The sequence below is a fragment of the Shewanella sp. GD04112 genome, assembly GCF_029835735.1.
In the GTDB taxonomy this organism is placed as follows: domain Bacteria; phylum Pseudomonadota; class Gammaproteobacteria; order Enterobacterales; family Shewanellaceae; genus Shewanella.
Genome location: NZ_JAOEAL010000001.1, coordinates 2,540,076 through 2,564,687, shown reverse-complemented (window position 1 = coordinate 2,564,687; position 24,612 = coordinate 2,540,076). Strand labels below are relative to the sequence as shown.

The window sequence follows — 24,612 nt, the reverse complement described above, 5'->3', positions numbered from 1 at the left end:
TCTGTTTCAGGATCTCACTAATCGACACTGCTTAAGTAAGTTTTAAGTACATTTTTGAAATAAGAATTTACTATCATCAGTAATTTAAGCACAAAAAGCATATCAGATTTATGCCCTAGGTGCCTAGTTAGCAAGAATGTTAATATTGATAAAAATAGATGCATTTAACAAATTCTGTTGTTATATTACAACAAAAGTGTGGATTTCTTCATTGGCTTGAAGGGACACGACATACAAAGGAGAGCGTAACGCAATGGGCAAAACAACATCAGGCGCCAAAGCTTGTGACTTCGTACTCTTTGGTACTAAAGGCGACTTGGCACGACGCAAGTTGTTACCTTCTTTATACCAGCTAGATAAAGCTGAACTTCTGGATAAAAACACCAAAGTCATTGGGGTTGCCAAAGATGAGTTCAGTCAGGATGAATTTAGAGAACTCGTCATCCTTGCGTTAAAAACCTTCGTAAAAGAAGCCCTCTGCGAAGAGACTGTCCAACGCTTCTTGTCCCGCTGCCATTATGTCGGCACGAATTTCACCGAATCAGCAGGCTACAGCGCCTTCCATGAATTGCTCAAACCAGAAGAGCGCGTCATGGTCAGTTATTTTGCCACCCCTCCTGCGATTTTTGGCGATATCTGCCGCTGTCTACACGAACAAAATCTTATCCATAGCGATTCTCGCGTGGTACTCGAAAAGCCCATTGGCTCTGATCTCGCTTCTTCCCGCGTGATTAACGATCAAGTTTCTGCCTACTTCAAAGAGAACCAAGTTTATCGTATCGACCATTACTTAGGTAAAGAGACGGTCCAAAACCTGATTGCGCTGCGTTTCGCTAACTCGTTATTCGCGTCTAAATGGGACAACCGGACCATTGACCATGTGCAGATCACCGTTGCTGAAGAAGTGGGTATCGAAGGCCGTTGGGGTTACTTCGATAAAGCCGGTCAGATGCGCGATATGATCCAAAACCACTTACTGCAAGTGTTGACACTGGTTGCCATGGATCCACCGGTTAACTTAGATGCCGACAGTATTCGCGATGAAAAAGTGAAGGTACTGAAGTCGCTACGCCCAATTAATGCTGACAATGTGTATGAGAACACTGTCCGTGGTCAGTACAGTGCAGGCTTCCTAAAAGGCAGTCCTGTTCCTGGCTATTTGGAGGAAGAGGGCGCCAATCTTCAGTCCCACACCGAAACCTTTGTGGCGCTGCGTGTCGATATCGACAACTGGCGTTGGGCGGGCGTGCCCTTTTATCTGCGTAGCGGTAAACGCATGCCGTTCAAGAGCTCTGAAATTGTGGTGTATTTTAAAAACCCACCCCACAACTTGTATCGCTCAAGCTACCGTAACTTGCCACCTAACAAGTTAACCATCCGTCTGCAACCACATGAAGGGGTTGAGATCCAGATGATGAACAAGGTGCCGGGGCTAGAGCAGAAACAACGTTTACAAACCACCAAACTCGACTTGAGTTTCTCGGATACCTTTAAAAACGAGCGTATCGCCGATGCTTACGAGCGTCTGTTGCTCGAAGCCATGCTCGGTAACCAAGCACTGTTCGTTCGCCGTGACGAAGTAGAGCAGGCTTGGACTTGGGTGGATGGCATCATCCAATCATGGGAACAAAGTAACGAGAAACCGAAACCTTATCCTGCGGGCACTTGGGGACCTGTAGCGTCGGTCGCGCTGATCACCAAAGACGGCCGTTCGTGGGATGAATAGGGGGCTTTGATGATTAAAGAAACCGTATTTAAATCCTTTGATACACCCGCAGCGCTCGAGCAACAGTTGGCGAATAAGATCGCCAGTCAGTTGCAAGAGGCTGTGGATGCCCGAGGTAAGGCAAGCTTAGTCGTCTCCGGCGGCTCAACACCGCTGAAACTGTTTGAGCTCCTCAGCATGAAATCCATCGATTGGAGTGATGTTTATGTCACGCTCGCCGATGAGCGCTGGGTAGATGTGGAAGACAGTGCATCGAATGAGCGTTTAGTGCGTGAACATTTACTGCAAAATCGCGCGGCCAATGCCAAGTTCCGCGGATTAAAGAATATGTTTTCCACCGCCGAAGCGGGCGCCGATATGACCGCCGAGTCGCTGTCTAATTTTCCGCGTCCCTTCGATGTAGTGGTGCTCGGTATGGGCAACGATGGTCACACTTGCTCATGGTTCCCTTGCAGCGCCGAGTTAAATGATGCCTTGAGCACTCAGGCCCTGTGTGTGGCAACCAATCCCACCACAGCGCCCCACGGCCGGATCACATTATCTAAGAATGCGATCCTCAATAGCAGACAGATTTATCTGCATTTGGTCGGGGAACAGAAATTATCCGTATATCGTCAAGCCTTAGAAAATGATGATGTTAATGCTATGCCCATCAGAGCCGTATTAGCGCAGCGTAAAACGCCCGTTGACGTGTTCTGGAGCGCTTAAGGAGTCACTCTCATGCACTCAGTCGTTCAATCTGTTACCGACAGAATTATTGCCCGTAGCAAAGCATCTCGTGAAGCGTATTTAGCCGCGTTAAATGATGCTCGTAACCATGGCGTACACCGTAGCTCCTTAAGCTGCGGTAACTTAGCCCACGGTTTTGCTGCTTGTAGTCCAGATGACAAAAATTCATTGCGTCAACTGACCAAAGCTAACATCGGGATTATTACCGCATTCAACGACATGTTGTCTGCACACCAACCCTATGAAACTTATCCTGAATTGCTGAAAAAAGCTTGTCAGGAAGTGGGCAGTGTTGCACAGGTCGCAGGTGGTGTACCCGCGATGTGTGACGGTGTGACTCAAGGTCAACCCGGGATGGAACTGAGCTTGCTGAGTCGTGAAGTGATTGCCATGGCGACGGCGGTGGGCTTATCCCACAACATGTTTGATGGCGCCTTATTACTGGGTATTTGCGACAAAATCGTGCCGGGCTTATTGATTGGCGCCTTAAGTTTTGGCCATTTACCTATGCTGTTTGTGCCTGCAGGCCCAATGAAGTCGGGGATCCCAAACAAGGAAAAGGCCCGTATTCGCCAGCAATTTGCCCAAGGTAAAGTCGATAGAGCGCAGCTGCTTGAAGCCGAGGCGCAGTCTTACCACAGCGCTGGCACTTGTACCTTCTACGGTACGGCTAACTCAAACCAGCTGATGCTCGAAGTCATGGGCCTGCAATTACCGGGTTCGTCATTTGTGAATCCTGACGACCCACTGCGTGAAGCGCTGAATAAAATGGCGGCCAAGCAAGTGTGCCGCTTAACTGAACTGGGTACTCAATACAGCCCAATCGGTGAAGTGGTTAACGAGAAATCCGTGGTGAATGGCATAGTGGCGTTACTTGCTACGGGTGGTTCAACTAACTTGACCATGCACATTGTGGCGGCGGCGCGTGCGGCTGGCATTATCGTGAACTGGGATGATTTTTCTGAATTATCTGACGCGGTTCCATTATTGGCACGTGTTTATCCAAACGGTCATGCGGACATTAACCACTTCCACGCCGCAGGCGGTATGGCTTTCCTTATCAAGGAATTACTTGATGCGGGCCTACTGCACGAGGATGTCAACACAGTTGCAGGTTTTGGTCTACGTCGTTACACCCAAGAGCCCAAATTACTCGATGGCGAGCTGCGCTGGGTCGATGGTCCAACCGTGAGCTTAGATACCGAAGTATTAACGTCTGTGGCTACGCCTTTCCAAAACAACGGTGGCTTAAAACTGCTTAAGGGCAACTTGGGCCGTGCTGTGATTAAAGTGTCAGCCGTGCAAGAAAAACACCGTGTAGTTGAAGCGCCTGCCGTGGTGATTGACGATCAAAACAAACTCGATGCGCTGTTTAAATCCGGCGCGTTAGACCGAGATTGTGTGGTGGTGGTAAAAGGCCAAGGGCCGAAAGCGAACGGTATGCCAGAGCTGCACAAGTTAACGCCGCTGTTAGGCTCTCTGCAGGACAAAGGCTTTAAAGTGGCTCTGATGACCGATGGTCGTATGTCGGGCGCATCGGGCAAAGTACCAGCAGCGATTCACTTAACGCCAGAGGCTATCGATGGCGGGCTCATTGCCAAAGTGCAAGATGGCGACCTTATTCGTGTCGACGCGCTGACCGGTGAGCTGAGCTTATTGGTCTCCGATGCCGAACTTGCCGCGAGAACCGCTGCAGAAATTGATTTACGCCACTCACGCTATGGAATGGGCCGTGAGTTGTTTGGGGCACTGCGTTCAAACTTAAGCAGTCCAGAAACCGGTGCGCGCAGTACCTGCGCCATTGACGAACTTTATTAATACAAAGGAAGAATACCGCAATGCTTGAGAATAACTGGTCATTACAACCACAAGATATTTTTAAACGCAGCCCTATTGTTCCTGTTATGGTCATTAACAAGATTGAACATGCGGTGCCGTTAGCTAAAGCCTTAGTTGCTGGCGGGATCAGCGTTTTGGAAGTGACATTACGTACTCCATGCGCCCTCGAAGCTATCACTAAGATCGCCCAAGAAGTGCCTGAGGCACTTGTTGGCGCGGGTACCATTTTAAATGAAGCCCAGCTCGATCAAGCGATTGCCGCAGGTGCACAATTTATTATTACCCCAGGGGCGACGGTCGAGCTGCTTAAAGCCGGTATGCAAGGCCCTGTGCCTTTGATCCCAGGCGTTGCCAGCATCTCCGAAGTGATGACGGGCATGGCGCTCGGTTACACTCACTTTAAATTCTTCCCTGCGGAAGCCTCGGGCGGTGTGGATGCGCTAAAAGCATTCTCTGGCCCATTAGCGGATATCCGTTTCTGCCCAACGGGTGGTATTACGCCAAGCAGCTATAAAGATTACTTAGCGCTGAAAAATGTGGATTGTATCGGCGGCAGTTGGATTGCCCCAACCGATGCAATGGAGCAGGGCGATTGGGCGCGTATCACCCAATTGTGTAAAGATGCGATTGGCGGACTCTAAGCCGTTTACTTGCGGAACGCACTGATAATAAAAAACCACCTTGCGGTGGTTTTTTATTGCCTGTTCAGCGCTACATCTCTTTGCTGAGTTCCACGTTCGAGCCGGCCTTGGGGCTAAACAATTGCTGGTATAGTCGTCCGGCAAATTCATCCGTCATGCCAGAAATATAATCCGCCAACACCCTGTGGCTGTTTTGGCCTTGCTGCTCGCTGGTACGCCAACGTTCTTGGGTATTGAGTGGTAATAACCGCTCAGGATCCGAGGCAAACGCCTCAAAGAGCCCCATTACAATTTGTTGGCCCTTGTATTCCAGCATCTGGATCTCAGGTTTACGGATAACGTATTTAAACACTAACTGCTTTAGCACATTGAGCGCATTAGCAAATTCGGGTTCGAGGCTGGCATTAAACCGCAGCAACGGTTCCTCGAAAGCCGGATCGTCGTTGATGATAATGGCGGTGACAAAACCATTTACTAAGGTACCGATGGCATCCTTTCGCAGATGATGTTCATGGGAGAAGAGCTTAGTGCCAATATCGGCAAGCTCCTGGCGGATCCAAGGATCGCCACTGTGCTTAAGTGTCGGCGCCACATCCTGTTGCCATTGCGAGGCGGTGACTATACCCATGACAATGGCATCTTCAAGATCGTGCACCGCGTAGGCGATGTCGTCTGCCAGTTCCATAATCGAGCAATCGAAGGATTTAAACTGAGTACGTAGATGCGGGTAGTTTGGCTGCAGGCTCTGCTGAACTGAGGTAAAGCGCGCTCTATCGGCAACGGATAACGGTTCCAGTACCCAATCGAAAATGTCGCTATCATCGTCGAATATGCCTTTAACAGGCGGCCATTGTGATGGTTTAAGCTGTCTGTGATTGGTGATTTCAGGATGCGAACCTGCCACAAACAGCAGTGACTGCGGTGCGGGATATTTTAAAATGCCGAGCATAGTTCGGCGGCATAGGTTCATCCCAAAATCTAAGGTGTAGGGCTCGAGTTTCGAGAGAATACGAAACGTCTGGCCATTGCCTTCAAAGCCGCCGTGGTGGCGCATCATATAGTTGAGCGCGACTTCACCGCCGTGACCAAAGGGCGGATGGCCAATATCATGGGCTAGACAGAGGGATTCGAGCAGGCTCATCGAGCCTAATAAGGGCTTATGCTCGGGATACTTGCGGCTAAGCTGCGCCGCAATGCCGGTGCCGATTTGAGACACTTCGAGTGAATGGGTTAAGCGCGTGCGATAAAAGTCATTCATGCCCACCCCAAGCACTTGGGTTTTGGCCTGTAGGCGGCGAAAGGCGGCGGAGTGGAGGATCCTTGCTCTGTCCCTTTGGAAAGGGCTTCGATGATCATTACGTCTTTGTTTATCTTCGCCATGGCGGCGTTCTTGCCAAACACTTGAGCTCATATGCATTCCTAGCGAGAGTGATACATCACAACATCTTGTTAATTTCGTCTAAATTCAAGGTGAAACTTGGCACAAAGCAATCCATAAAATATTTCACCGCCGGATCGGGATTGGCCGCCAGCATGGCTTCGAGTCGTTTACGCGCGGTATTAAATTCGGTGTTGCCAGCGCGGTTTTCCTCTAGACATTTAAGGTAAGCGCACAGGGTATCGGCGGATTTGACTATGGCTTTGTAAATCGGATCGGCGTAATCGCTAATAAACAGGCTGCGATAATCCTCTTTAAATTCATCGGGTACCATATCGAGCATGCGTTGCTCGGCAATGGCCTCAATCTTCTTATACTCGGCTTCGATTTCTTTATTAAAGTACTTTACCGGAGTCGGTAAGTCGCCAGTTAAAATCTCACTGGCATCATGGAAAATCGCTAAACTGGTCGCCTGATGGGCATCGAGCGTGGTGCCAAATTTCTTATTACTGATAATCACGAGGGCATGGGCCACCATGGCAACTTGCAATGAATGCTCTTGAACGTTTTCGGTGCGCACGTTGTACATTAAGGGCCAGCGCTGGATAAGTTTCATTCGGGCGAGGTGGGCAAATAAATGACTCATAATGCTCCTTTATATGAATGCCGGACCGCATAACACTCAACTCGAGATATATCGGCGAGAAGCGTGGCTTAAAAATACGGCTTTAAAATACTGCATAAAAAGTACGGCGATGAAGCTTTAGCCTAACACAGGCAAGAGGATAAGTGAGTGGAATGATTGAAGAGTTTTTACGCACTGCAAAAAATAAAGCGACCCAGAGGATCGCTTTAGTCGAGGTTAACCTAATGGTCATCTTGGCGGTGAGACTAAAACATTATTGTTTGTAGGTCTCGAGGAAATTGCCAAACTCTGTCAATGCTTTAGTCAAATCTTCCTTATAGGGTAAAAATACGACTCTTAAGTGATCTGGCTCTGGCCAGTTAAAGGCGCTGCCGTGCACGAGAAGGATTTTTTTATCCCTGAGTAAATCGAGTACTAAGCGTTCATCATCCCTGAGGTTGAACTTTTTCATGTCCAATTTGGGGAAGGCGTACAGTGCGCCCTTGGGCTTTTTCACGCTCACACCGGGAATTTGGTTCAATAACTCAAAACAGGTATCGCGCTGCACGGTTAAGCGGCCGCTAGGTAAAATCAGCTCATTAATGCTTTGGTAACCGCCGAGCGCGGTTTGAATCGCATGTTGATTCGGCACGTTGGCACACAGGCGCATCGAGGAAAGCATCTCTAAACCTTCGATATAACTCTTGGCAGCCTTAAGATTGCCAGACAACATCATCCAACCGACACGAAAGCCCGCTGCGCGATAGGCTTTTGAAAGACCATTAAAGGTCACGGTTAAGATATCGTCAGAGAGGCTCGCCGCCGGAATATGTTTGGCCTCGTCGTATAAAATCTTATCGTAGATTTCATCAGCAAATAAAATCAGGTTGTGCTCGCGGCAGAGTTCGATAACTTGCAGCAGTAATTCTTTGCTGTAGACCGCGCCCGTTGGGTTGTTCGGGTTAATCAGCACAATACCACGGGTACGAGACGAAATTTTGCTCTTAATATCATCAAGATCCGGGAACCAATCCGCCTCTTCATCACAGCGGTAATGTACCGCTTTACCGCCGGCTAAATTTGCCGCGGCGGTCCATAGCGGATAGTCAGGTGAGGGGATCAGCACTTCATCATCGGTGTTTAATAAGCCCTGCATGGCCATCATAATCAGCTCTGACACACCATTACCGATATAGACATCTTCGATATCGACGCCCTTAATGCCCTGCGCTTGATAATGCTGCACAATCGCCTTGCGGGCAGAGAATAATCCTTTCGACTCACAGTAGCCTTGGGCGCTGGGAAGATTGAGGATCACATCGCGCACAATTTCTTCCGGCGCTTCAAAACCGAAGGGGGCGGGGTTACCAATATTGAGTTTGAGGATGCGGTGTCCCTCGTCTTCTAAACGTCTGGCTTCCTTGTGCACTGGGCCGCGGATGTCGTAGCAAACAGTATCCAACTTGTTGGACTTGATGATAGGGCGCATTTACACCTCGAAACATGCAGTTAATTTAGGCTTAAGTTTGTGCACCATAACGAAATTATTTGGCTTAAGGAAGGGGGCTTGAGCACAAATGACAAGTTTTTTTCATCAAACTCGCCAGTTAAATATGCTTTAACCAAGCTTTAAATAAATTAAAACAAGTTTTAAATGCTGAATATTTGCATAATATTAAACTAATGCACTGTTGGTTTTGATGGGGTCAGCCTTTGCGACTATCAAACGGCTTACTTGAGCCTGTGCTCGCATTTTTTGAAACTGAAAATCCATTCATAGGTTAAATGTTAATAAAATTGTTAATCAGTTTTTGCTTAACCACTGATTTACTGGCGGTGATTTTAGTTAATGGGGTTTTATCGGGCATTCAGCGATTTTTTGATATTTAGGCAGATTAACTGAATGCTTATTAAGCATTTAAGGTCAAATAAAGATTTCGTTATACGGGTTTAAAATTATTTAAAATCATGCACATATATCAATACTTATTTCAGTAACAAAAATTATTTATGGTTAGCATAAATTTATGGTTGACTCGATATTCGATGCGCTTTATTTTCTGCGCGATGTTTTTGGCAAGGCACCTAAGATAACAAGCTTTTAGCAGGTTTTATCAGCGGAGTTAGTCATCATGAAGCAGCAATATTGGCGTCCGTGATCGAGGTGATTTCAGGCGCTGTTCTAAAAACTTTTGCCTTTAGGCAACTTATTTAGAGGACCTAAGTGCATGTCTGAACCGACAGCGTTAAGTCTTATTCCACCTCTGGTGGTATTGGTGTTGGCCATTTGGTTACGCCGCCCCATTCTTTCTCTGATCATTGGTGCGGTAACTGGTTTTCTGTTACTCGATCCGTCACAAGTCTTAAATAATTTCGCCAGTACTTCATTAAAAGTCATGGCCGATGAAACCATCGGTTGGTTGATTTTAGTCTGTGGTTGTTTTGGTGCGTTAATTGCCCTGTTAGTGCGTACTGGTGGTGCACTGGCGTTTGGTCGAAATGCACTGAAATTTGCTAAAGGCCCTAAATCCTCCCTGTTTATGACCTTTATTCTCGGGATTGTGATTTTTATCGATGACTATCTGAACGCGTTAACCGTGGGTGAAACCATGAAGCGTGTGACCGATAAGTTTAAAGTGTCCCGTGAAATGCTGGCCTATGTAGTTGACTCTACAGCAGCACCAGTGTGCGTGCTCGTGCCATTATCCACCTGGGCAGTATTCTTTGGTGGCTTGCTGGTCGATAACGGTGTGGCGGCAGAAGGTCAGGGCATTAGCGTATATATGCAGGCGATCCCCTACATGCTTTACGCTTGGTTAGCCGTAGCCATGGTGTTACTGGTGGTGTTAGGTGTTGTGCCTGCCATTGGTCCGATGAAAAAAGCCCAGCTGCGCGCCGCACAGGGTGAACCTGCTGAGGCGCAAGTCGATTTAGACCAGGTACAAACTTCAGACGAATACGCGATTGCTGCGATTGAAGAAGAGTTTAAGCATGCCGACAATCAGGGCAAGCTGCACAACTTCTTAGTGCCTATTCTGCTACTGGTTGCCTTTACCGTTTATTTTGATATCGACGTGTGGAAGGGCTTGTTAGCGACATTAGTTATCACGCTGCCCTACTATGCAGTGCAACGTTTAATGCCACTGTCAGAAATGATGGATCAGATGATCGATGGTTTTAAGAGCATGTTGCCCGCCATTGGTACCGTGATCGCCGCATTCGTGTTTAAGGATGTGTGTGATGCGCTGCTGCTGCCACAATATGTGATTGAATCATTGAGCCCATTCATGACGCCTAAGATGTTGCCAGCGGTAGTATTCCTCTCTATGGCGATCCTTGCTTTTGCGACGGGTTCAAGCTGGGGTATTTTTGCGGTGACCATTCCAATTGTGATGCCACTGGCACAATCGGTTGGTGCTGATATTCCACTGGTGATTGGTGCGTTGCTGTCGGCATCATCATTTGGTAGCCAAGCGTGTTTCTACTCAGATTCAACCGTATTGGCCGCACAAGGCTCTGGTTGTAACTTAGTGAGCCATGCGGTGACTCAGTTACCCTATGCGTTAATTGCCGCTGTGATTGCGTTTTTTGGCTTTATCTTGATTGCCTAAGCTGCGATGCAGTAAATATAAAAAACCAGCTACGGCTGGTTTTTTTATTGCCAACGTTTATTGCGAAGGTTTATTGCTAACGTTTATTGCTAACGTTTATTGAGCGTGTTGACTGGCTCGCGCCACTAAAGAACGCCTTTGCTGCTTAACCTCGATACCCAATTCGATGTGATAACTGTCCGGCAGTAAACCGCTAGAGTCATCAAATTCGAGGCAATAAAAAAGCCAGTGCAGGCACTGGCTTTTTTATCTGGGAGTGGGAAGGGCGATTATACGCGCTTCTTGAATTCGCCAGTACGAGTGTCGATTTCAATCTTGTCGCCAACTTTAACGAAGTCAGCCACGCTGATTGTACCGCCGCCAGTGATAGTTGCTGGCTTCATCACTTTACCTGAAGTATCGCCACGAGCTGATGGCTCAGTGTAGATCACTTCACGTACGATAGTTGTTGGCATTTCAACAGAAATTGCTTTGCCTTCGTAGAAAGTTACTTGGCAAGTTTCTTCCATACCGTCAACGATGTAAGCCGCTGCGTCACCTAAGTTCTCAGCTTCTACGTCGTATTGGTTGTATTCTGCATCCATGAATACATACATAGGATCAGCAAAGTAAGAATAAGTACAATCCAGACGATCTAGGATAATATCGTCAATCTTATCTTCACCTTTAAAAGTGGTTTCAGTACCAGAGTTAAGCAGTAAGTTTTTCAGCTTTAACTTAACGATGGCAGCGTTACGGCCAGAACGAGTTGTTTCTGTTTTCTGTACAACCCATGGGCTGCCTTCAAACATGATCACGTTACCAGGACGGACTTCATGAGCAGTTTTCATTACACAATTTCCTATATGTCGATTTTCTATTTCAGCGCAGCATCTTAGCTTTTTTTGACGAATTGGACTAGCCGAGTCGCAAGATCTGCAGCATTTATTGCGTCAATTGGCCAATCTTTAGCATGTTGCAAGAGTGGCAAACTGACAGGATTTAGGTTTTGCCAGTGAGTTTTCACGGCAGATTGCTCGCCTTGGTTAAATGCAACATTCAATTTAGACCAAGTGTCGGCAATATCAGGGGGCAGATTATCGCAGTAAAGTTGGATAAAAGCTTCTAATTTTATTAGATGATAATCATCTTCTTGCGGATAAATATGCCAAATGAAGGGTTTAGCGGCCCATTGCGCCCTCAGGAAGCTGTCTTCACCGCGGACAATATTAAAGTCGCAGCTCCACAGCAGGCGGTCGAACCCTTGTTGGTCTGTCATCGGCAAGATATGCAGGGTCAAATGACCTAGCTTAATTTGCTGTCCTGGGCTGAGCGCCTCAACCTTGCAGGGTAATAAGTGTTGTAAGCTGTTTAAGCTGCGTCCCTTAGGAATAAGCGCATGGATTTTGGTATCGTTTGTTGCACTGGCTTGCCAGAGCTCACACAAGGCCGGCAGAGAATCTGTTTCATAGCTAAAAACGCTGTAGACAGTATCTTGCGCCTGAATATCCTTAAGACCAAGACGCTCAAATAATAGCAGTTTATTGGCGCTATCCTGTTGCCATGCATCGCGTTCGGCAAATAACTCCCGTTCACAGATCAGTCCACCCGTCTTTGGGGTAAAACCCGGGAAAAAGAAATACTTTTTGATGCCACTTGCCTGCATCGAGGGTAGCCCATGGCAGCCATCGACCCAGTCTTCGGCGCTTAAATATTCTAAATTCAGCCATACAGGCACCGCTTGCGGTGTGGTGCTGTGCAGTGCGATGAGTTGTTGTTTGACCTCGTCAGGCAGTTCGCAGGCAAAGGCTTCAATTAACACGGCGCCTGGCACAAATGCCACGGGCAGGGGCGTTGTCCAATGATTGATGGTGACGCCATTAAAGACTTGGCTGCTTTGGTTTGGATCAAGGCTTGGTAAAATATGCGAGAAGCTGTTTAAGTCATCGACCCAGAGTGTAATGGGGAGCTGATATTCATTGACCAGCTGTTTGGCTAAGCGCCAAGTGACGCCGATATCGCCGTAATTATCGACGACGCAGCAAAAGATGTCCCAGTGGGGAGCGGTGGTTGCCATTGAGTGTATCGCTTTCATTAATCGGGAGAGCACACATAAAAAAAGCGGCGTTTCGGCCGCTTTCTTTACGGAACTGAGCTTAGTCTTCGAACTCGGCTAAGCACATTTCTTCGTAGATTTGCTTAACCCAAGCATCCACACGCTCTTCAGTCAGCTCTGGTTGACGGTCTTCGTCAATGCCTAAACCGATGAAGTGGTCATCATCGACTAAGCCTTTTGATGCTTCGAAGTTATAACCTGCCGTTGGCCAGTGACCGATGATGATACCGCCACGAGCTTGAACGATATCGCCCACCATGCCCATGGCATCGAGGAAGTATTCTGCGTAGTCTTCTTGGTCACCACAACCGAAAATGGCAACCAGTTTGTCTGTAAAATCAATCTGTTCTAATTCAGGGAAAAAGTCATCCCAGTCGCACTGTGCTTCACCGTAATACCAGGTTGGGATGCCGAACAGCAGCAGGTCGTATTCTGCGATCTGTTCTTTGGTGCTCTTGGCGATATCTTTCACCTCAACCATTTTCTTACCCAGTTTCTTCTGGATCATCTTGGCGACAGCTTCGGTGTTGCCTGTGTCGCTACCGAAAAAAAGACCTACAGTTGCCATTGTCTATCCTTTATGTCTAGTTCACTTATACGTTAATCTTGCTTCTATCGATTGCTCAGCATTCAATTTTTTGCTGAAGAATTAATTCGATTAACTGGCTTCGGCTGATGTTACTGGCCAATGCCTGCTCATTCAAGGCGTCATATAAATCTTGTGACACCTTTAACTCTATTCGCTTTAATCCTTTGGCTTTATCCCGCTGGATCTGGTTGCGCTTATTGACCTTAAGTTGCTGGCTACGGGACAAAGGATTGCTACGTGGGCGGCCCCGGCGCTTTTCATTGGCAAAAAGGTCAATGGTTGTTCTATCTGTTGCTTCTTTTGCCATGTTCTTATTGTTTAACCGATGCCCGAACCTTCCCAGGACATCTGGATAATACCTTTTGCAATAAACCCGGCGCAGCCGAGAAATAACACTAACCACACAATAAATCGACCAAATTTCGGCACATTACCTTGTTTAAGCACATCGTGGATGGCCATGCCGATAAAGAAAAATATCGCGGCAAAAAACAGGTTCAGGCCGATGGTTTCAATTTGTTCCATGTACTGAGATAACATACTTTCTTAGTCCTCTAGAGTCTTCTAAGGCTAAAAGAGGCGCGAATATATCACATCAGCAGGGTGTCGGCTATATGATTTAGGTCGAGAATCATTGTCATTTACACTGAGTGTTTGTCAATAAATTCAGACACAATACGATTAAACACCGCTGGTTTTTGAGCATGTAGCCAATGGCCACAACCTTCTAATGTTTTGGCCTGTGCCGCGGGAAATTGACGCATGATCTCGTCGCGATGTTCGGCGGTCACATAATTGGAGTCGCCACCACGGATAAAAAGGCTCGGTCCGTTATAGACTTGCTGCGATTTGTGGTTTTCATTTGGCCAACCAATGATGTTGGGATAACAGCTTTTTAAGCCAGTCAGGTTCATCTTCCAACGAAAGCCGGTGTCGGTGCGCTGGAGGTTTTTGAGTAAAAACTGCGCGGTCGGTTCATCGATGCCACCCGCTAATAAATGCGATAACGCAAAGCGGCGGTCGGTGTGGCCTTCAAGTGGCAAACTTTCGAGTGCCGCAAATACCGCATCATGGCGCGGCTGGTAAGCAACTGGGGCAATATCGGCGGCTACCATGCTGATGATGCGTTCTGGATAGGCAAGGGCGGTTGCCATGGCGATTTTACCGCCCATGGAATGGCCAACAATGTGTACACGCTCAAGCTCTAGTTCATCTAACAATGCCACCATGGCCTTGGCTAAGCTTGGGTAATCCATCTCCTGCCAATGTTCACTCAAACCATGATTAGGCACATCAACGCGGATAACCTGATGATTTGCTTCGAGGACTTGTCCTAGCCCCTTAAGATTATCTAAATTGCCAAAGAGTCCGTGGATAAGGAGGACTGCTTCCCCTTGACCTGTGGATGCAAAATTCATGGAATCGCCTGTGCTGTGGTACATAAAGTGCTGCGGATTGTGCCCCTAATGGGCTAAGTTTGACAAGTCTTGAGGCAATTTTGAGGCATAGTGCGCCGAACTTGCTGGCTTTTTCAGCGATTAACGCGCTTGTGCTAATTTGATGTGCGATTTCACGCATTTTTAGATTAATGATGCTTTATCAGATTGATAGAGATAGATACACTGGGGCAACGATCGCACAGATCCTTTGCGAGGATCGCCTGTGGTGCACTTTTTCGGTTAAGCCTATCGAATAACAAAGGATAATAAGGTTATGAAATACATCGAAGTGGATGAAGAGCTCTATCGTCATATTGCCAGCAAAACGGAACGTATTGGTGAGAGCGCCTCTGACATTCTCCGTCGATTACTCGGCCTGTCCGTCGATGCGGTTGAACAGGCGCAGCCACAGGCTATTAGCCAACCGAGTTTAGAGGCAACGACGCCTGAGCCACAAATAGCGCCTCAGGTCGAAACCTTCGTCTCTGCGCCCGATTTCAATCAATTGGTGGATGAGCATAAGTTAGAACAGCAAAAAGGCGCCGTGGGTCGTTTCTTATTCTTGCTTGAGAGTTTATATCAACAGAACCAAGCGCAATTCTCGCAAATTTTACAGATCCAAGGTCGCGATCGACTCTATTTTGCGCGTTCACGGGAAGAGTTACTCAAGGCCAGTGCTACCGCTAATCCGAAGGAAATCGGTAATACCGGATTTTGGGTGACGACCAACAATAACACCGCCAAAAAACGGGCAATTTTAGTCGAAGCCTTAATGCAATTTGGCTGCGATGCCCAAATCGCCAACGGCATTGCCGAACGCGTATAACACCTTTATCGACGCCGCAATGATGCGGCGTTTCCATTTAATTAACCGATTTTCCAGTAGGAGAGGATCAGGTGGCAATACATCAACGGGCAGGACAAACCGCGAGTCAGACGGATCTGGTGAATATTCCAAAGCTGATGAGCCATTATTACAGCATCAAACCTAATGTGGATGCTGCCGAGCAACGTGTGACGTTCGGGACCTCGGGTCACCGCGGAACTGCGTTTCAAGCAAGTTTTAACCAAGACCATATTTGGGCGATTACTCAGGCCGTGGTGGATTATCGCCAATCTGTGAATATCGACGGCCCGCTATTTTTAGGTATCGATACCCACGCCTTATCTTATGCGGCTTACGTGTCGGCGATTGAAGTGTTAGCGGCCAATAAGGTGACTGTGCATATTCAGCAAAATGATGGCTTTACCCCCACGCCAGTGGTGTCCCATGCCATTATTTGCGCTAATCGTGAAGCGGCGCTGAGTGGCGCCGCGTTAAGCGATGGTTTGATTATTACGCCATCCCATAATCCACCGCAGGATGGTGGCATCAAGTACAATCCTCCCCATGGCGGCCCAGCCGAAGGCAATATCACCGCTTGGGTTGAGTCCCGTGCTAATGATTACCTGCGCGCAGGGCTTAAGGGCGTTAATAAGCTGGCTTATGCCGATGCGTTAACCTCGGGTTATGTGCATGCCATCGATTTGATCACGCCCTATGTCGCGGATTTAGTCAATGTGGTCGATATGCATGCTATCGCTAAGGCTAAGCTGAAATTGGGCGTTGACCCATTAGGCGGCTCGGGTATTCATTATTGGGCGCCGATTGCCAAACACTATGGCATCGATATCACCTTAGTTAACGATAAAGTCGACCCAAGTTTTAGCTTTATGTCGCTCGATAAAGACGGCAAGATCCGCATGGATTGCTCTTCACCCTATGCGATGGCAGGCTTACTGGCCCACAAAGAATCCTACGATTTATGTGTTGGTAACGATCCTGACTACGACAGACACGGTATCGTGTGTCCTGGCACCGGACTGATGGATCCCAACCACTATTTAGCGGTAGCCATTGATTATTTGCTGACCCACAGACCCGAATGGAGCGAGCAGTTAGCCATCGGCAAGACACTGGTATCGAGCGCGCTTATCGATAAAATCTGTGCCTTCCATGGCAAAAAATTACTCGAAGTCCCTGTCGGCTTTAAGTGGTTCGTCGATGGATTAGCCGAGGCAACTATTGCCTTTGGCGGTGAGGAGAGTGCTGGCGCGGCGTTCCTGCGCCGTGATGGCACGACTTGGTGTACCGACAAAGACGGTTTTATTCTGGTACTGCTTGCGGCCGAAATGCTTGCGGTTACTGGCAAGACACCGGGGCAACGCCATCAAGAATTAGTGGCGCAATTCGGTCAAAGCTTCTACAAGCGTATCGACAGCCCCATTAGCCTTGAGAACAAAGCCAAATTTGCCAAGCTTAATGCCGAGACCTTAAACGCCACTATGCTGGCGGGTGAGAAGATTGATGCCGTATTGACCCACGCCCCTGGTAACAACGCCTCGATAGGTGGCATTAAAGTGACGACGGCCAATGGTTGGTTCGCGGCGAGGCCGTCGGGCACTGAGGCGTTATTTAAGATTTACGGTGAGAGCTTTATCAGTGAGCAGCATCTTGCCGATATCATTAAGGACGCACAGGCCTTGATTGATAAGGCGCTTAGCGCCTGAACTAGCATTTAAGCTTTGTTTTTCCGATAAAAAACGCACTCATGGAAATTCTATGAGTGCGTTTTTATTTGTAGCGATGAGAAGCCAAGCCTCTCACGAAGATGCTAAATGGTTTTGATCAATACTCGAGATGGCAACTAGGTAAGTTGTTCTTATCGATATAGTTTTGATGATATTCCTCTGCCACATGGAATTGCTGCAAAGGTACAATTTCAGTCACAATGTGGCGTAATCCCCAGCGGCCCGAGCGGGCAAAGGCCAGTTTAGAAGCTTCGGCCGTCGCTTTTTGCTCACGGTCATGGAAGAAAATGGTACTGCGGTACTGAGTGCCGATATCGCCGCCCTGCATATTGAGTGTGGTGGGGTTGTGGTTCTTCCAAAACACATCCAGTAACTCGTCGTAGCTGACAATCGCAGGGTCAAATTCCACTTGCACGACTTCAGCATGGCCTGTCTTGCCTTTTTTGACTTCCTCATAGGTGGTCGCTTCGTTATTGCCACCCATATAGCCACAGGTCGCGTTGGTCACGCCGTTGACTTGTCTAAAGAAATACTCCACGCCCCAAAAACAGCCGGCACCGAAAGTTGCTAACGCCATGATAAATCCTGATAGAAGTCTAGATGGCTAAGGATTGTGATAAAACTCATCCCTAAAAGCAAGTGTGTCGACAAAATTAATCCTATGTCGACCAAATGCGGCTAAGATGCTGCTGTTTTGCCGCGAAATGCGCTTGTTTGACCAGAATGACAGAGTAACGGCCCAAAAACTTGTGTTAGTATGGATGCGCTTTTTAAGGCGGGTAGCGATAAGTGCCATGAAACAGGCAGTTATTGCCATCACACCCGTCTTTAACACGCTATTATAAGGAGAATTCTGTGTTACAAGCTCTGTTAGATTCGAAGGATTTTCTCGCGCTGACCCTTGCCAATCCTGAAACCCTCGGGGATGAGTTTAGTTTCACCTTAGGGGAACATACTCGAGTCGAAGTGTGGGACACCGGCGTCATCGTCTTTGAGCCAGCACAAGCCCAAGGTAAGGATGTCATTCTCTCCTGCGGTGTCCACGGTAATGAAACCGCCCCCATCGAACTCTGCAATACCTTAATCAAACAGCTTCTCCAACAAAAAATCATCGCCAAACAACGCACGCTCTTTCTTATTGGTAACCCTTTAGCGATTAATAATGGGACTCGCATTATCGACGAGAACATGAATCGTCTGTTTAGTGGTGAGCATTCAAATCCACCGGGATTAGTGAATCCTGAGCGGGTGCGAGCAAAAAAATTAGAAGCTTATGTCGACCGTTTCTTTAAGGGCGCAGCCGCAGGGCGCCAGCGTATTCACTATGATTTACACACGGCGATGCGGGCGTCAAAACACGAAAAGTTTGCGATTTATCCCTATCGTCCCGGCCGTGCTTACAGCGCCGAGCAAATCATGTTTTTAGCGGCTAGTGGCGTCGATACTGTGTTATTTCACCATGAGCCGACGACCACCTTTAGTTATTTTTCCTCCGAGCAGTATGGCGCCGATGCCTTTACCATTGAATTAGGTAAGGTGTATCCCATGGGGCAAAACGATATGACGCGTTTTATTGCCGCCCAAGAGATGTTTATGCGCCTTATCACAGACAAACCCTTAGCGCTTGAGCCATTCTCAGCGGATAAGGTGAATCTGTATCAAGTATGTCGGGTGATTAACAAACATTTTGATGATTTTGAATTTACCTTCGCGGCCGATGTCGAAAACTTCCGATCGTTCCCGAAAGGCTTTGTATTGGCCCGAGAGGGTGGGCAGGAAATTAAAGTCGAACAGGAATTTGAAGCGATTGTCTTCCCCAATGCTAAGGTGCCCATCGGCAATCGCACTGTGATTTGCTTGATCCCTTCAGTCGCGCCAGATGTTCGCTAGTTTTGTAAAGCATTATATACATGCCCACAGGGGATTAGTTGTCGTTTGAACTGTGCCAACGGTTGATAGGTAGTTTACGTTAACGTAATGTTCATCCGGCATATTCGTATAAATTAGGCGTTGTGGATTTTCCATGGCGTAACGAGATAACAAGAGCACAATATGAGCAAAGCAACACTCAACACTGATACAGTGCACCGTGTCGGCTTCTTGGATAAGGCATCGCTTCACATTCCTATCCTTCGAATTCTACAAGCAGACGGCACTACCTATGAAACCGCGGTTTTGCCTGTAATAGATGAAGCCTTAGCCACCAAAATTTACGATACTTGCGTGTTCACGCGGGTACTCGACGAACGTATGTTAGGCGCGCAGCGTCAGGGACGGATCAGCTTCTATATGACCTGTACGGGTGAAGAAGCGGCGATCGTCGGCAGTGTCGCGGCGCTTGATCAAGAAGACGTGATCCTCGCGCAATATCGTGAACATGCGGCGCTACGCTACCGTGGATTTACCACTGAACAGTTTATGAACCAAATGTTCAGTAATGAGAAGGACTTAGGTAAAGGTCGCCAAATGCCAATCCACTACGGCTGCGCGGCGTTAAACTACCAAACCATTTCATCGCCACTGGCCACGCAAATCCCGCAAGCGACAGGTGTCGGTTATAGCCTGAAAATGCAGGGTAAACGTAATGTCGCTGTCTGTTATTTCGGTGAAGGCGCTGCGTCTGAAGGTGACTTCCACGCCGGCTTGAATATGGCTTCGGTGTTAAAATGCCCGGTGATTTTCTTCTGCCGTAACAATGGTTATGCGATTTCCACCCCAACCGAAGAACAGTTTGCTGGTAACGGTATCGCTAGCCGCGGTGTGGGTTACGGCATGCACACTATTCGTGTCGACGGTAACGATATGCTGGCGGTGTTAGCCGCGACGCAACAGGCGCGTGCCTATGCGATTGAGCACAATGCCCCCGTGTTGATTGAAGCCATGACTTATCGCCTTGGCGCGCACTCATCTTCTGACGATCCTTCTGGCTATCGCTCCAAAGAAGAAGAGGCAAAATGGCAGCAACACGATCCAGTCAAACGCTTCAAGTTATGGTTGATCAACAAAGGGTGGTTGGCCGAGGCCGATGATGCCCAGCGTTACGAAAAGTACCGTGAAGAAGTGTTAGCCGCCGTTAAAGTCGCTGAAAAATTACCTATCCCTATGCTGGATGAGATCATTGAAGATGTGTACGACAAGCCAACACCAGCGCTGAAAAAGCAGCTGAGTGAACTGAAAGAACACATCAAGAAATATCCGCAATCCTATCCCAAAAGTGCAGGGAGGCTATAAGCCGTGGCAGAAATGAATATGTTACAGGCCGTCAATGAGGCCTTGTCTATCGCCATGCAATCTGACGAGCGCATGGTGGTATTTGGTGAAGACGTTGGCCACTTTGGCGGTGTGTTTCGCGCAACCTCAGGTTTACAGGAAAAGTTTGGTCGCAGCCGCTGCTTTAACACGCCGCTGACTGAACAAGGCATCGCGGGTTTTGCCAACGGTTTAGCCTCTAATGGCATGACCGCCGTAGCGGAAATCCAGTTCGCCGATTACATCTTTCCTGCGTTCGATCAGATAGTGAACGAGTCTGCTAAATTCCGTTACCGCAGTGGTAATGAATTTAATGTGGGAAGCCTAGTGTTCCGTACACCTTATGGTGGCGGTATTGCGGGCGGCCATTATCATTCACAATCGCCAGAAGCTTATTTTACCCAAACCCCAGGCTTAAAAGTGGTTGTGCCACGTAATCCTGAGCAGGCCAAGGGTTTATTATTAGCCTCTATTCGCGATAAAAACCCTGTGGTGTTCTTCGAGCCAAAGCGTTTATACCGTGCTTCAGTGGGTGAAGTCCCTGCGGGTGATTATGAAATCGAGCTGGGTAAAGCCGAAGTGGTGCGTGAAGGGAAAGACATCACCTTAGTGGCCTGGGGCGCACAGATGGAAATCATCGAAAAAGCGGCCGACATGGCGGCAAAAGAGGGGATTTCCTGTGAAATTATCGACCTACGTACACTCGCGCCTTGGGATGTAGATACAGTTGCTGATTCTGTGAAGAAGACAGGCCGCTTACTGATCAACCACGAAGCGCCATTGACGGGTGGTTTTGCCGGTGAAATCGCGGCGACGATTCAGCAGGAATGTTTCCTGTATTTAGAATCACCTATCAGCCGTGTATGTGGTTTAGATACCCCATATCCACTGGTCCACGAAAAAGAATATATGCCCGATGCGCTCAAAACCTTTGAAGCCATTAAGGCATCGGTGAACTTCTAGGAGTCCGGTATGATTAAAGATTTTATTTTGCCGGACATTGGTGAAGGCGTTGTCGAGTGTGAACTCGTCGAGTGGTTGGTGCAAGAGGGCGATACGATTGCTGAAGATCAGCCCATCGCCGATGTGATGACTGACAAAGCCTTAGTGCAAATTCCGGCGCCTTTTGCGGGAGTCGTGACCAAGCTGTATTACGCCAAAGGCGATATCGCTAAGGTGCATGCGCCGCTTTATGCCGTGCAGATTGAGTCTGACGAAGCCGTCCCCGTTGCTGCATCTCAGACTGAAGCACACACAGCGACGCAAACACCTGCAATCCAATCCAGCGCGGCGGGTACGAGCGTGGAAGAATTTCTGCTACCCGATATTGGCGAAGGCATTGTTGAATGTGAACTGGTCGAATGGTTAGTCCAAGAAGGCGATACTGTGGTTGAAGATCAACCCATCGCCGATGTGATGACAGATAAAGCCCTAGTGCAAATCCCTGCTATCAAAGCGGGCAAAATTGTCAAATTGCACTACCGTAAGGGCCAGTTAGCTAAGGTACATGCGCCATTATTTGCGATCGAGGTCGAAGGTGGCGTTAGTGCGCCAGTCAGCCATGCACAGGAAGCAAGTGCCGCCGCTGTGAATACCGCAGCACCAGCCGCTTGCGCGGCGGTGTCCTCGGAGCCTGCTCGCCAAGGTAAAGCCTTAGCCAGCCCAGCCGTTCGCCGTATGGCACGTGCCTTAGATATCGATTTAAGTCGCGTCCCTGGTAGTGGCAAACACGGCCGAGTATATAAGGAAGACATTACTCGCTTCCAAGCGCAGGGTGGCGCTGTGTCTGCCGCTGCGCCAGTGGCTGTAGCACCGACTCAATCAGGTGTGACTCAATCAACCGTCTCTAACGTCGTGGCAAGTTCTGCACGGGGTGACATTGTTGAGCCTATCCGTGGCGTGAAAGCCGTGATGGCAAAAATGATGGTGGAATCGGTATCCACCATTCCACACTTCACCTATTGCGAAGAGTTTGATTTGACAGACTTAGTCGCTCTGCGTGAAAGCATGAAGGCCAAGTATTCCTCCGACGAAGTTAAGCTGACCATGATGCCATTCTTTATGAAGGCCATGTCGTTAGCCTTAACGCAGTTCCCTGTGCTTAACAGCCAAGTGAATGCCGATTGTACGGAAATCACCTACAAGGCGCGTCATAACATAGGTATGGCGGTCGACTCTAAGGTCGGATTATTGGTACCAAACGTCAAGGATGTACAAGATAAGAGCATCCTTGAGGTCGCGGCCGAAATCACTCGCTTAACCAATGCCGCGCGCAGCGGCCGTGTGGCGCCGGCGGATCTTAAAGACGGCACCATTTCGATTTCGAATATTGGCGCCTTAGGTGGCACAGTCGCAACGCCTATTATCAATAAGCCGGAAGTCGCGATTGTCGCATTAGGTAAGTTGCAAACCTTGCCGCGCTTTAATGCGAAAGGTGAAGTTGAAGCGCGTCAGATCATGCAAGTGAGTTGGTCTGGGGACCATCGCGTTATCGATGGCGGCACCATTGCTCGTTTCTGTAACCTTTGGAAACAATACCTTGAGCAGCCGCAGGATATGCTATTAGCCATGCGCTAATCGGCTGTCAGCCAATACATACAGCCAATCCAGCAAAAAAGGACGCAATTTAGCGTAATGCCAGTCAGTTAAGAGCTGACTGGCATTTTCTTTTGACTGGGTATTTCCTTGGTTTCACTCTGACACACCGAGGGTAAGCTCTTGAATCCCCTCGTATTGGTAGCACATGCTGCTCGGTTTCTGCGAGTAAACTATCCATCCTTTTAGGGATGGTTCCGGCGGCTTCCAGCCAAAACCCATAAATCACATGGATTATCGCAACCGCGCATGTCGTAAAACTCAGTTGGTTAGCGTATAAACCCGGCTTGCTTTGCGCCATTTTCACCATCTGGTAGCGGATAATATTGTAGCTCAAGAGAATGCCCCATAGCTCTTGTTTTACCATCTCCGGTTTCTTGCTCCTCAACGTAAACTCGCTGTTGAGCAAACTCTGCTTCATCTCGCGATAGCCCAGCTCAATTTCCCAGCGATGACTGTATAAATCCACGATTTCTGCACCAGGGAAACGCAACGGGTCTGTCATTGAGGTGAGGATATTGACCTCTTTGCCTTTCACTGTTTTTGTCAGCAATCGGACGTCAATAAATTCAGGTAACTCATTAAATTGTTTACGAGATTGTGCTGTGGTCGTCAGCCGAATGAGTTTATCGTGTCGACCGAGTTTTGTGATGACTTCAAACTGTGTGCCTTTCTTCATCGGCATTAACCAATGTCTGGATTTGCCCGCTTGATGCCAACGGTTTAGCAGCCCCAGTGAGTAAAATCCTCGGTCAAATAGGGTGAGTGAGTTGTCGGGTGTGCTATCAATCAGTTGCTCTGCCAACTTCATTTCATTGATTTTGGCATCGTCAAATGCGCTGGCAACTAACATGTGGCTCGTCAATTCCATCTGGCAAACCATGCGTACTTGCGGATAGCCAACATCACCGTGCTGGTTTTTGCTGTAGGTAAAGGCTTGCTGGTTGTTGGGAGTATCGGGCGTTCGCCAAATGACGCCATCAACCCCAAGCAACGTTAAGCCACACCAGTCAGGATGCTGGGCATCTTGGTTCCAGACGCGCTGACTTTGCGAAAAAATTTCTTTAACGGCATCAACACCTAAACGTTGTCTGGCTTGAACAACGGCGCTAGGAGCCACAAGGGGCTTCTTACCAGGCAACATCAATTGTGCTTTGGCGACAATGCTCCAAACAGGCTCTTGGCGATACATTGCCATCGCAATGACAGCCCAAACAGCCTGCTCTAGAGGAAGTCGACGTTTGCGTATGGTTGCTACACCAGATGTTTCAAGGCATTGCGAGATGAAATCTGGACACAAGATATCACTTAGTTTGCCGAGTTGTTCAGTGTTGGGAGCGTAGCCATTAGCCAGTGCAAGCGCTGTAGTCAGTTGCATAAAAAAATCCGATGACGAGTGGTCATCGGATTTTGATCTTTTCAATGAGATCGTCAAGTGTTCTGGCTTAACTGATCGGCATTACGCAATTTAGCGTCCTTTTTTATTCGCAGGCCATAAATGGGTTAATCTTTTGATCCCAATTAC

General features: G+C 48.1%; 22 protein-coding genes. 11 read left to right on the top strand and 11 right to left on the bottom strand.

Annotated elements, in window-relative coordinates:
• Positions 1 to 253: 253 nt before the first annotated feature.
• The 4 genes from zwf to N7386_RS11400 are packed head-to-tail and all read left to right on the top strand — an operon-like array spanning position 254 to position 4,935.
• The gene (gene zwf / locus N7386_RS11415; protein ID WP_011717106.1) at positions 254 to 1,726 is read left to right on the top strand and encodes a glucose-6-phosphate dehydrogenase; all 1,473 of its coding nucleotides are present in this window, start codon (positions 254 to 256) and stop codon (positions 1,724 to 1,726) included.
• 9 nt (positions 1,727 to 1,735) lie between these two features.
• Positions 1,736 to 2,434: a 6-phosphogluconolactonase gene (gene pgl / locus N7386_RS11410; RefSeq protein ID WP_011622808.1), complete on the top strand. Its 699-nt coding sequence runs from the start codon at positions 1,736 to 1,738 to the stop codon at positions 2,432 to 2,434.
• Between the two features lie 12 nt (positions 2,435 to 2,446).
• Positions 2,447 to 4,273 (top strand): phosphogluconate dehydratase, encoded by a 1,827-nt coding sequence (gene edd / locus N7386_RS11405; protein ID WP_279768568.1) that lies wholly within the window; start codon positions 2,447 to 2,449, stop codon positions 4,271 to 4,273.
• Positions 4,274 to 4,293: 20 nt separating this feature from the next.
• Positions 4,294 to 4,935, top strand: a complete 642-nt coding sequence (locus tag N7386_RS11400; RefSeq protein WP_011622806.1) for a bifunctional 4-hydroxy-2-oxoglutarate aldolase/2-dehydro-3-deoxy-phosphogluconate aldolase — start codon at positions 4,294 to 4,296, stop codon at positions 4,933 to 4,935.
• 70 nt (positions 4,936 to 5,005) lie between these two features.
• Here N7386_RS11400 and N7386_RS11395 read toward each other — a convergent pair whose 3' ends face one another.
• From N7386_RS11395 to N7386_RS11385, 3 genes are all read right to left on the bottom strand, one after another.
• Entirely contained in the window at positions 5,006 to 6,346 is a 1,341-nt protein-coding gene (locus N7386_RS11395) for an anti-phage deoxyguanosine triphosphatase (protein ID WP_279768567.1), read from the bottom strand.
• Positions 6,347 to 6,371: 25 nt separating this feature from the next.
• Entirely contained in the window at positions 6,372 to 6,959 is a 588-nt protein-coding gene (gene yfbR, locus N7386_RS11390) for a 5'-deoxynucleotidase (RefSeq protein WP_089067750.1), read from the bottom strand.
• Between the two features lie 253 nt (positions 6,960 to 7,212).
• Complete coding sequence (locus N7386_RS11385; RefSeq protein WP_279768566.1) at positions 7,213 to 8,427, bottom strand: pyridoxal phosphate-dependent aminotransferase; 1,215 nt, start codon at positions 8,425 to 8,427, stop codon at positions 7,213 to 7,215.
• Between the two features lie 739 nt (positions 8,428 to 9,166).
• Here N7386_RS11385 and N7386_RS11380 point away from each other — a divergent pair.
• On the top strand, positions 9,167 to 10,549 hold the full coding sequence (locus N7386_RS11380; RefSeq protein WP_011717101.1) for a Na+/H+ antiporter NhaC family protein: 1,383 nt from the start codon (positions 9,167 to 9,169) through the stop codon (positions 10,547 to 10,549).
• A gap of 269 nt (positions 10,550 to 10,818) precedes the next feature.
• Here N7386_RS11380 and efp read toward each other — a convergent pair whose 3' ends face one another.
• From efp to N7386_RS11350, 6 genes are all read right to left on the bottom strand, one after another.
• Complete coding sequence (gene efp / locus N7386_RS11375) at positions 10,819 to 11,379, bottom strand: elongation factor P (RefSeq protein ID WP_011622801.1); 561 nt, start codon at positions 11,377 to 11,379, stop codon at positions 10,819 to 10,821.
• A gap of 44 nt (positions 11,380 to 11,423) precedes the next feature.
• On the bottom strand, positions 11,424 to 12,605 hold the full coding sequence (earP, locus tag N7386_RS11370) for an elongation factor P maturation arginine rhamnosyltransferase EarP (RefSeq protein WP_279768565.1): 1,182 nt from the start codon (positions 12,603 to 12,605) through the stop codon (positions 11,424 to 11,426).
• 79 nt (positions 12,606 to 12,684) lie between these two features.
• Positions 12,685 to 13,212 (bottom strand): flavodoxin FldA, encoded by a 528-nt coding sequence (gene fldA, locus N7386_RS11365; RefSeq protein ID WP_011622799.1) that lies wholly within the window; start codon positions 13,210 to 13,212, stop codon positions 12,685 to 12,687.
• A gap of 55 nt (positions 13,213 to 13,267) precedes the next feature.
• Positions 13,268 to 13,540 carry a LexA regulated protein gene (gene ybfE / locus N7386_RS11360; protein WP_011622798.1) on the bottom strand — a complete coding sequence of 91 codons (273 nt, stop codon included), beginning with the start codon at positions 13,538 to 13,540 and terminating at the stop codon, positions 13,268 to 13,270.
• An 11-nt stretch (positions 13,541 to 13,551) separates the two neighbouring features.
• Positions 13,552 to 13,773 (bottom strand): DUF2788 domain-containing protein, encoded by a 222-nt coding sequence (locus N7386_RS11355; RefSeq protein ID WP_007648263.1) that lies wholly within the window; start codon positions 13,771 to 13,773, stop codon positions 13,552 to 13,554.
• Between the two features lie 101 nt (positions 13,774 to 13,874).
• Positions 13,875 to 14,651: an alpha/beta fold hydrolase gene (locus N7386_RS11350; RefSeq protein ID WP_279768564.1), complete on the bottom strand. Its 777-nt coding sequence runs from the start codon at positions 14,649 to 14,651 to the stop codon at positions 13,875 to 13,877.
• Between the two features lie 295 nt (positions 14,652 to 14,946).
• Between N7386_RS11350 and seqA the strand changes: the two genes are divergently transcribed.
• Entirely contained in the window at positions 14,947 to 15,498 is a 552-nt protein-coding gene (gene seqA, locus N7386_RS11345) for a replication initiation negative regulator SeqA (RefSeq protein ID WP_279768563.1), read from the top strand.
• Between the two features lie 71 nt (positions 15,499 to 15,569).
• Positions 15,570 to 17,222: a phosphoglucomutase (alpha-D-glucose-1,6-bisphosphate-dependent) gene (pgm, locus tag N7386_RS11340; RefSeq protein WP_279768562.1), complete on the top strand. Its 1,653-nt coding sequence runs from the start codon at positions 15,570 to 15,572 to the stop codon at positions 17,220 to 17,222.
• A 118-nt stretch (positions 17,223 to 17,340) separates the two neighbouring features.
• On the opposite strand, the gene msrA is transcribed toward pgm, so the two are convergent.
• On the bottom strand, positions 17,341 to 17,820 hold the full coding sequence (msrA, locus tag N7386_RS11335; protein ID WP_011717096.1) for a peptide-methionine (S)-S-oxide reductase MsrA: 480 nt from the start codon (positions 17,818 to 17,820) through the stop codon (positions 17,341 to 17,343).
• A gap of 278 nt (positions 17,821 to 18,098) precedes the next feature.
• Here msrA and astE point away from each other — a divergent pair, with 278 nt between their 5' ends.
• The 4 genes from astE to N7386_RS11315 all read left to right on the top strand — a co-directional run bounded on the left by astE (position 18,099) and on the right by N7386_RS11315 (position 23,069).
• Entirely contained in the window at positions 18,099 to 19,133 is a 1,035-nt protein-coding gene (gene astE, locus N7386_RS11330; protein WP_279768560.1) for a succinylglutamate desuccinylase, read from the top strand.
• A gap of 162 nt (positions 19,134 to 19,295) precedes the next feature.
• A complete protein-coding gene (locus tag N7386_RS11325) occupies positions 19,296 to 20,474 on the top strand; it encodes a thiamine pyrophosphate-dependent dehydrogenase E1 component subunit alpha (RefSeq protein WP_279768557.1) in 1,179 nt (392 codons plus the stop codon).
• A gap of 3 nt (positions 20,475 to 20,477) precedes the next feature.
• Positions 20,478 to 21,455, top strand: coding sequence for an alpha-ketoacid dehydrogenase subunit beta (locus N7386_RS11320; RefSeq protein WP_011622791.1), 978 nt, complete (start codon positions 20,478 to 20,480; stop codon positions 21,453 to 21,455).
• A gap of 9 nt (positions 21,456 to 21,464) precedes the next feature.
• Positions 21,465 to 23,069: a dihydrolipoyllysine-residue acetyltransferase gene (locus N7386_RS11315; RefSeq protein ID WP_279768556.1), complete on the top strand. Its 1,605-nt coding sequence runs from the start codon at positions 21,465 to 21,467 to the stop codon at positions 23,067 to 23,069.
• A gap of 64 nt (positions 23,070 to 23,133) precedes the next feature.
• Here the strand turns inward: N7386_RS11315 and N7386_RS11310 are convergent, their stop codons facing one another.
• On the bottom strand, positions 23,134 to 24,465 hold the full coding sequence (locus N7386_RS11310; RefSeq protein WP_218211666.1) for an IS4 family transposase: 1,332 nt from the start codon (positions 24,463 to 24,465) through the stop codon (positions 23,134 to 23,136).
• Positions 24,466 to 24,612: the final 147 nt, after the last annotated feature.

Excerpts from the sequence above, each read along its gene's own strand:
- N7386_RS11400 (WP_011622806.1), top strand. The coding sequence starts at position 4,294 with ATGCTTGAGAATAACTGGTCATTACAACCACAAGATATTTTTAAACGC.
- msrA (WP_011717096.1), bottom strand. The coding sequence starts at position 17,820 with ATGGCGTTAGCAACTTTCGGTGCCGGCTGTTTTTGGGGCGTGGAGTAT.
- pgl (WP_011622808.1), top strand. The coding sequence starts at position 1,736 with ATGATTAAAGAAACCGTATTTAAATCCTTTGATACACCCGCAGCGCTC.
- N7386_RS11380 (WP_011717101.1), top strand. The coding sequence starts at position 9,167 with ATGTCTGAACCGACAGCGTTAAGTCTTATTCCACCTCTGGTGGTATTG.
- zwf (WP_011717106.1), top strand. The coding sequence starts at position 254 with ATGGGCAAAACAACATCAGGCGCCAAAGCTTGTGACTTCGTACTCTTT.
- fldA (WP_011622799.1), bottom strand. The coding sequence starts at position 13,212 with ATGGCAACTGTAGGTCTTTTTTTCGGTAGCGACACAGGCAACACCGAA.
- efp (WP_011622801.1), bottom strand. The coding sequence starts at position 11,379 with ATGAAAACTGCTCATGAAGTCCGTCCTGGTAACGTGATCATGTTTGAA.
- N7386_RS11385 (WP_279768566.1), bottom strand. The coding sequence starts at position 8,427 with ATGCGCCCTATCATCAAGTCCAACAAGTTGGATACTGTTTGCTACGAC.
- N7386_RS11310 (WP_218211666.1), bottom strand. The coding sequence starts at position 24,465 with ATGCAACTGACTACAGCGCTTGCACTGGCTAATGGCTACGCTCCCAAC.
- yfbR (WP_089067750.1), bottom strand. The coding sequence starts at position 6,959 with ATGAGTCATTTATTTGCCCACCTCGCCCGAATGAAACTTATCCAGCGC.
- N7386_RS11395 (WP_279768567.1), bottom strand. The coding sequence starts at position 6,346 with ATGAGCTCAAGTGTTTGGCAAGAACGCCGCCATGGCGAAGATAAACAA.
- ybfE (WP_011622798.1), bottom strand. The coding sequence starts at position 13,540 with ATGGCAAAAGAAGCAACAGATAGAACAACCATTGACCTTTTTGCCAAT.
- N7386_RS11325 (WP_279768557.1), top strand. The coding sequence starts at position 19,296 with ATGAGCAAAGCAACACTCAACACTGATACAGTGCACCGTGTCGGCTTC.
- N7386_RS11350 (WP_279768564.1), bottom strand. The coding sequence starts at position 14,651 with ATGAATTTTGCATCCACAGGTCAAGGGGAAGCAGTCCTCCTTATCCAC.
- N7386_RS11315 (WP_279768556.1), top strand. The coding sequence starts at position 21,465 with ATGATTAAAGATTTTATTTTGCCGGACATTGGTGAAGGCGTTGTCGAG.
- edd (WP_279768568.1), top strand. The coding sequence starts at position 2,447 with ATGCACTCAGTCGTTCAATCTGTTACCGACAGAATTATTGCCCGTAGC.
- N7386_RS11355 (WP_007648263.1), bottom strand. The coding sequence starts at position 13,773 with ATGTTATCTCAGTACATGGAACAAATTGAAACCATCGGCCTGAACCTG.
- seqA (WP_279768563.1), top strand. The coding sequence starts at position 14,947 with ATGAAATACATCGAAGTGGATGAAGAGCTCTATCGTCATATTGCCAGC.
- earP (WP_279768565.1), bottom strand. The coding sequence starts at position 12,605 with ATGGCAACCACCGCTCCCCACTGGGACATCTTTTGCTGCGTCGTCGAT.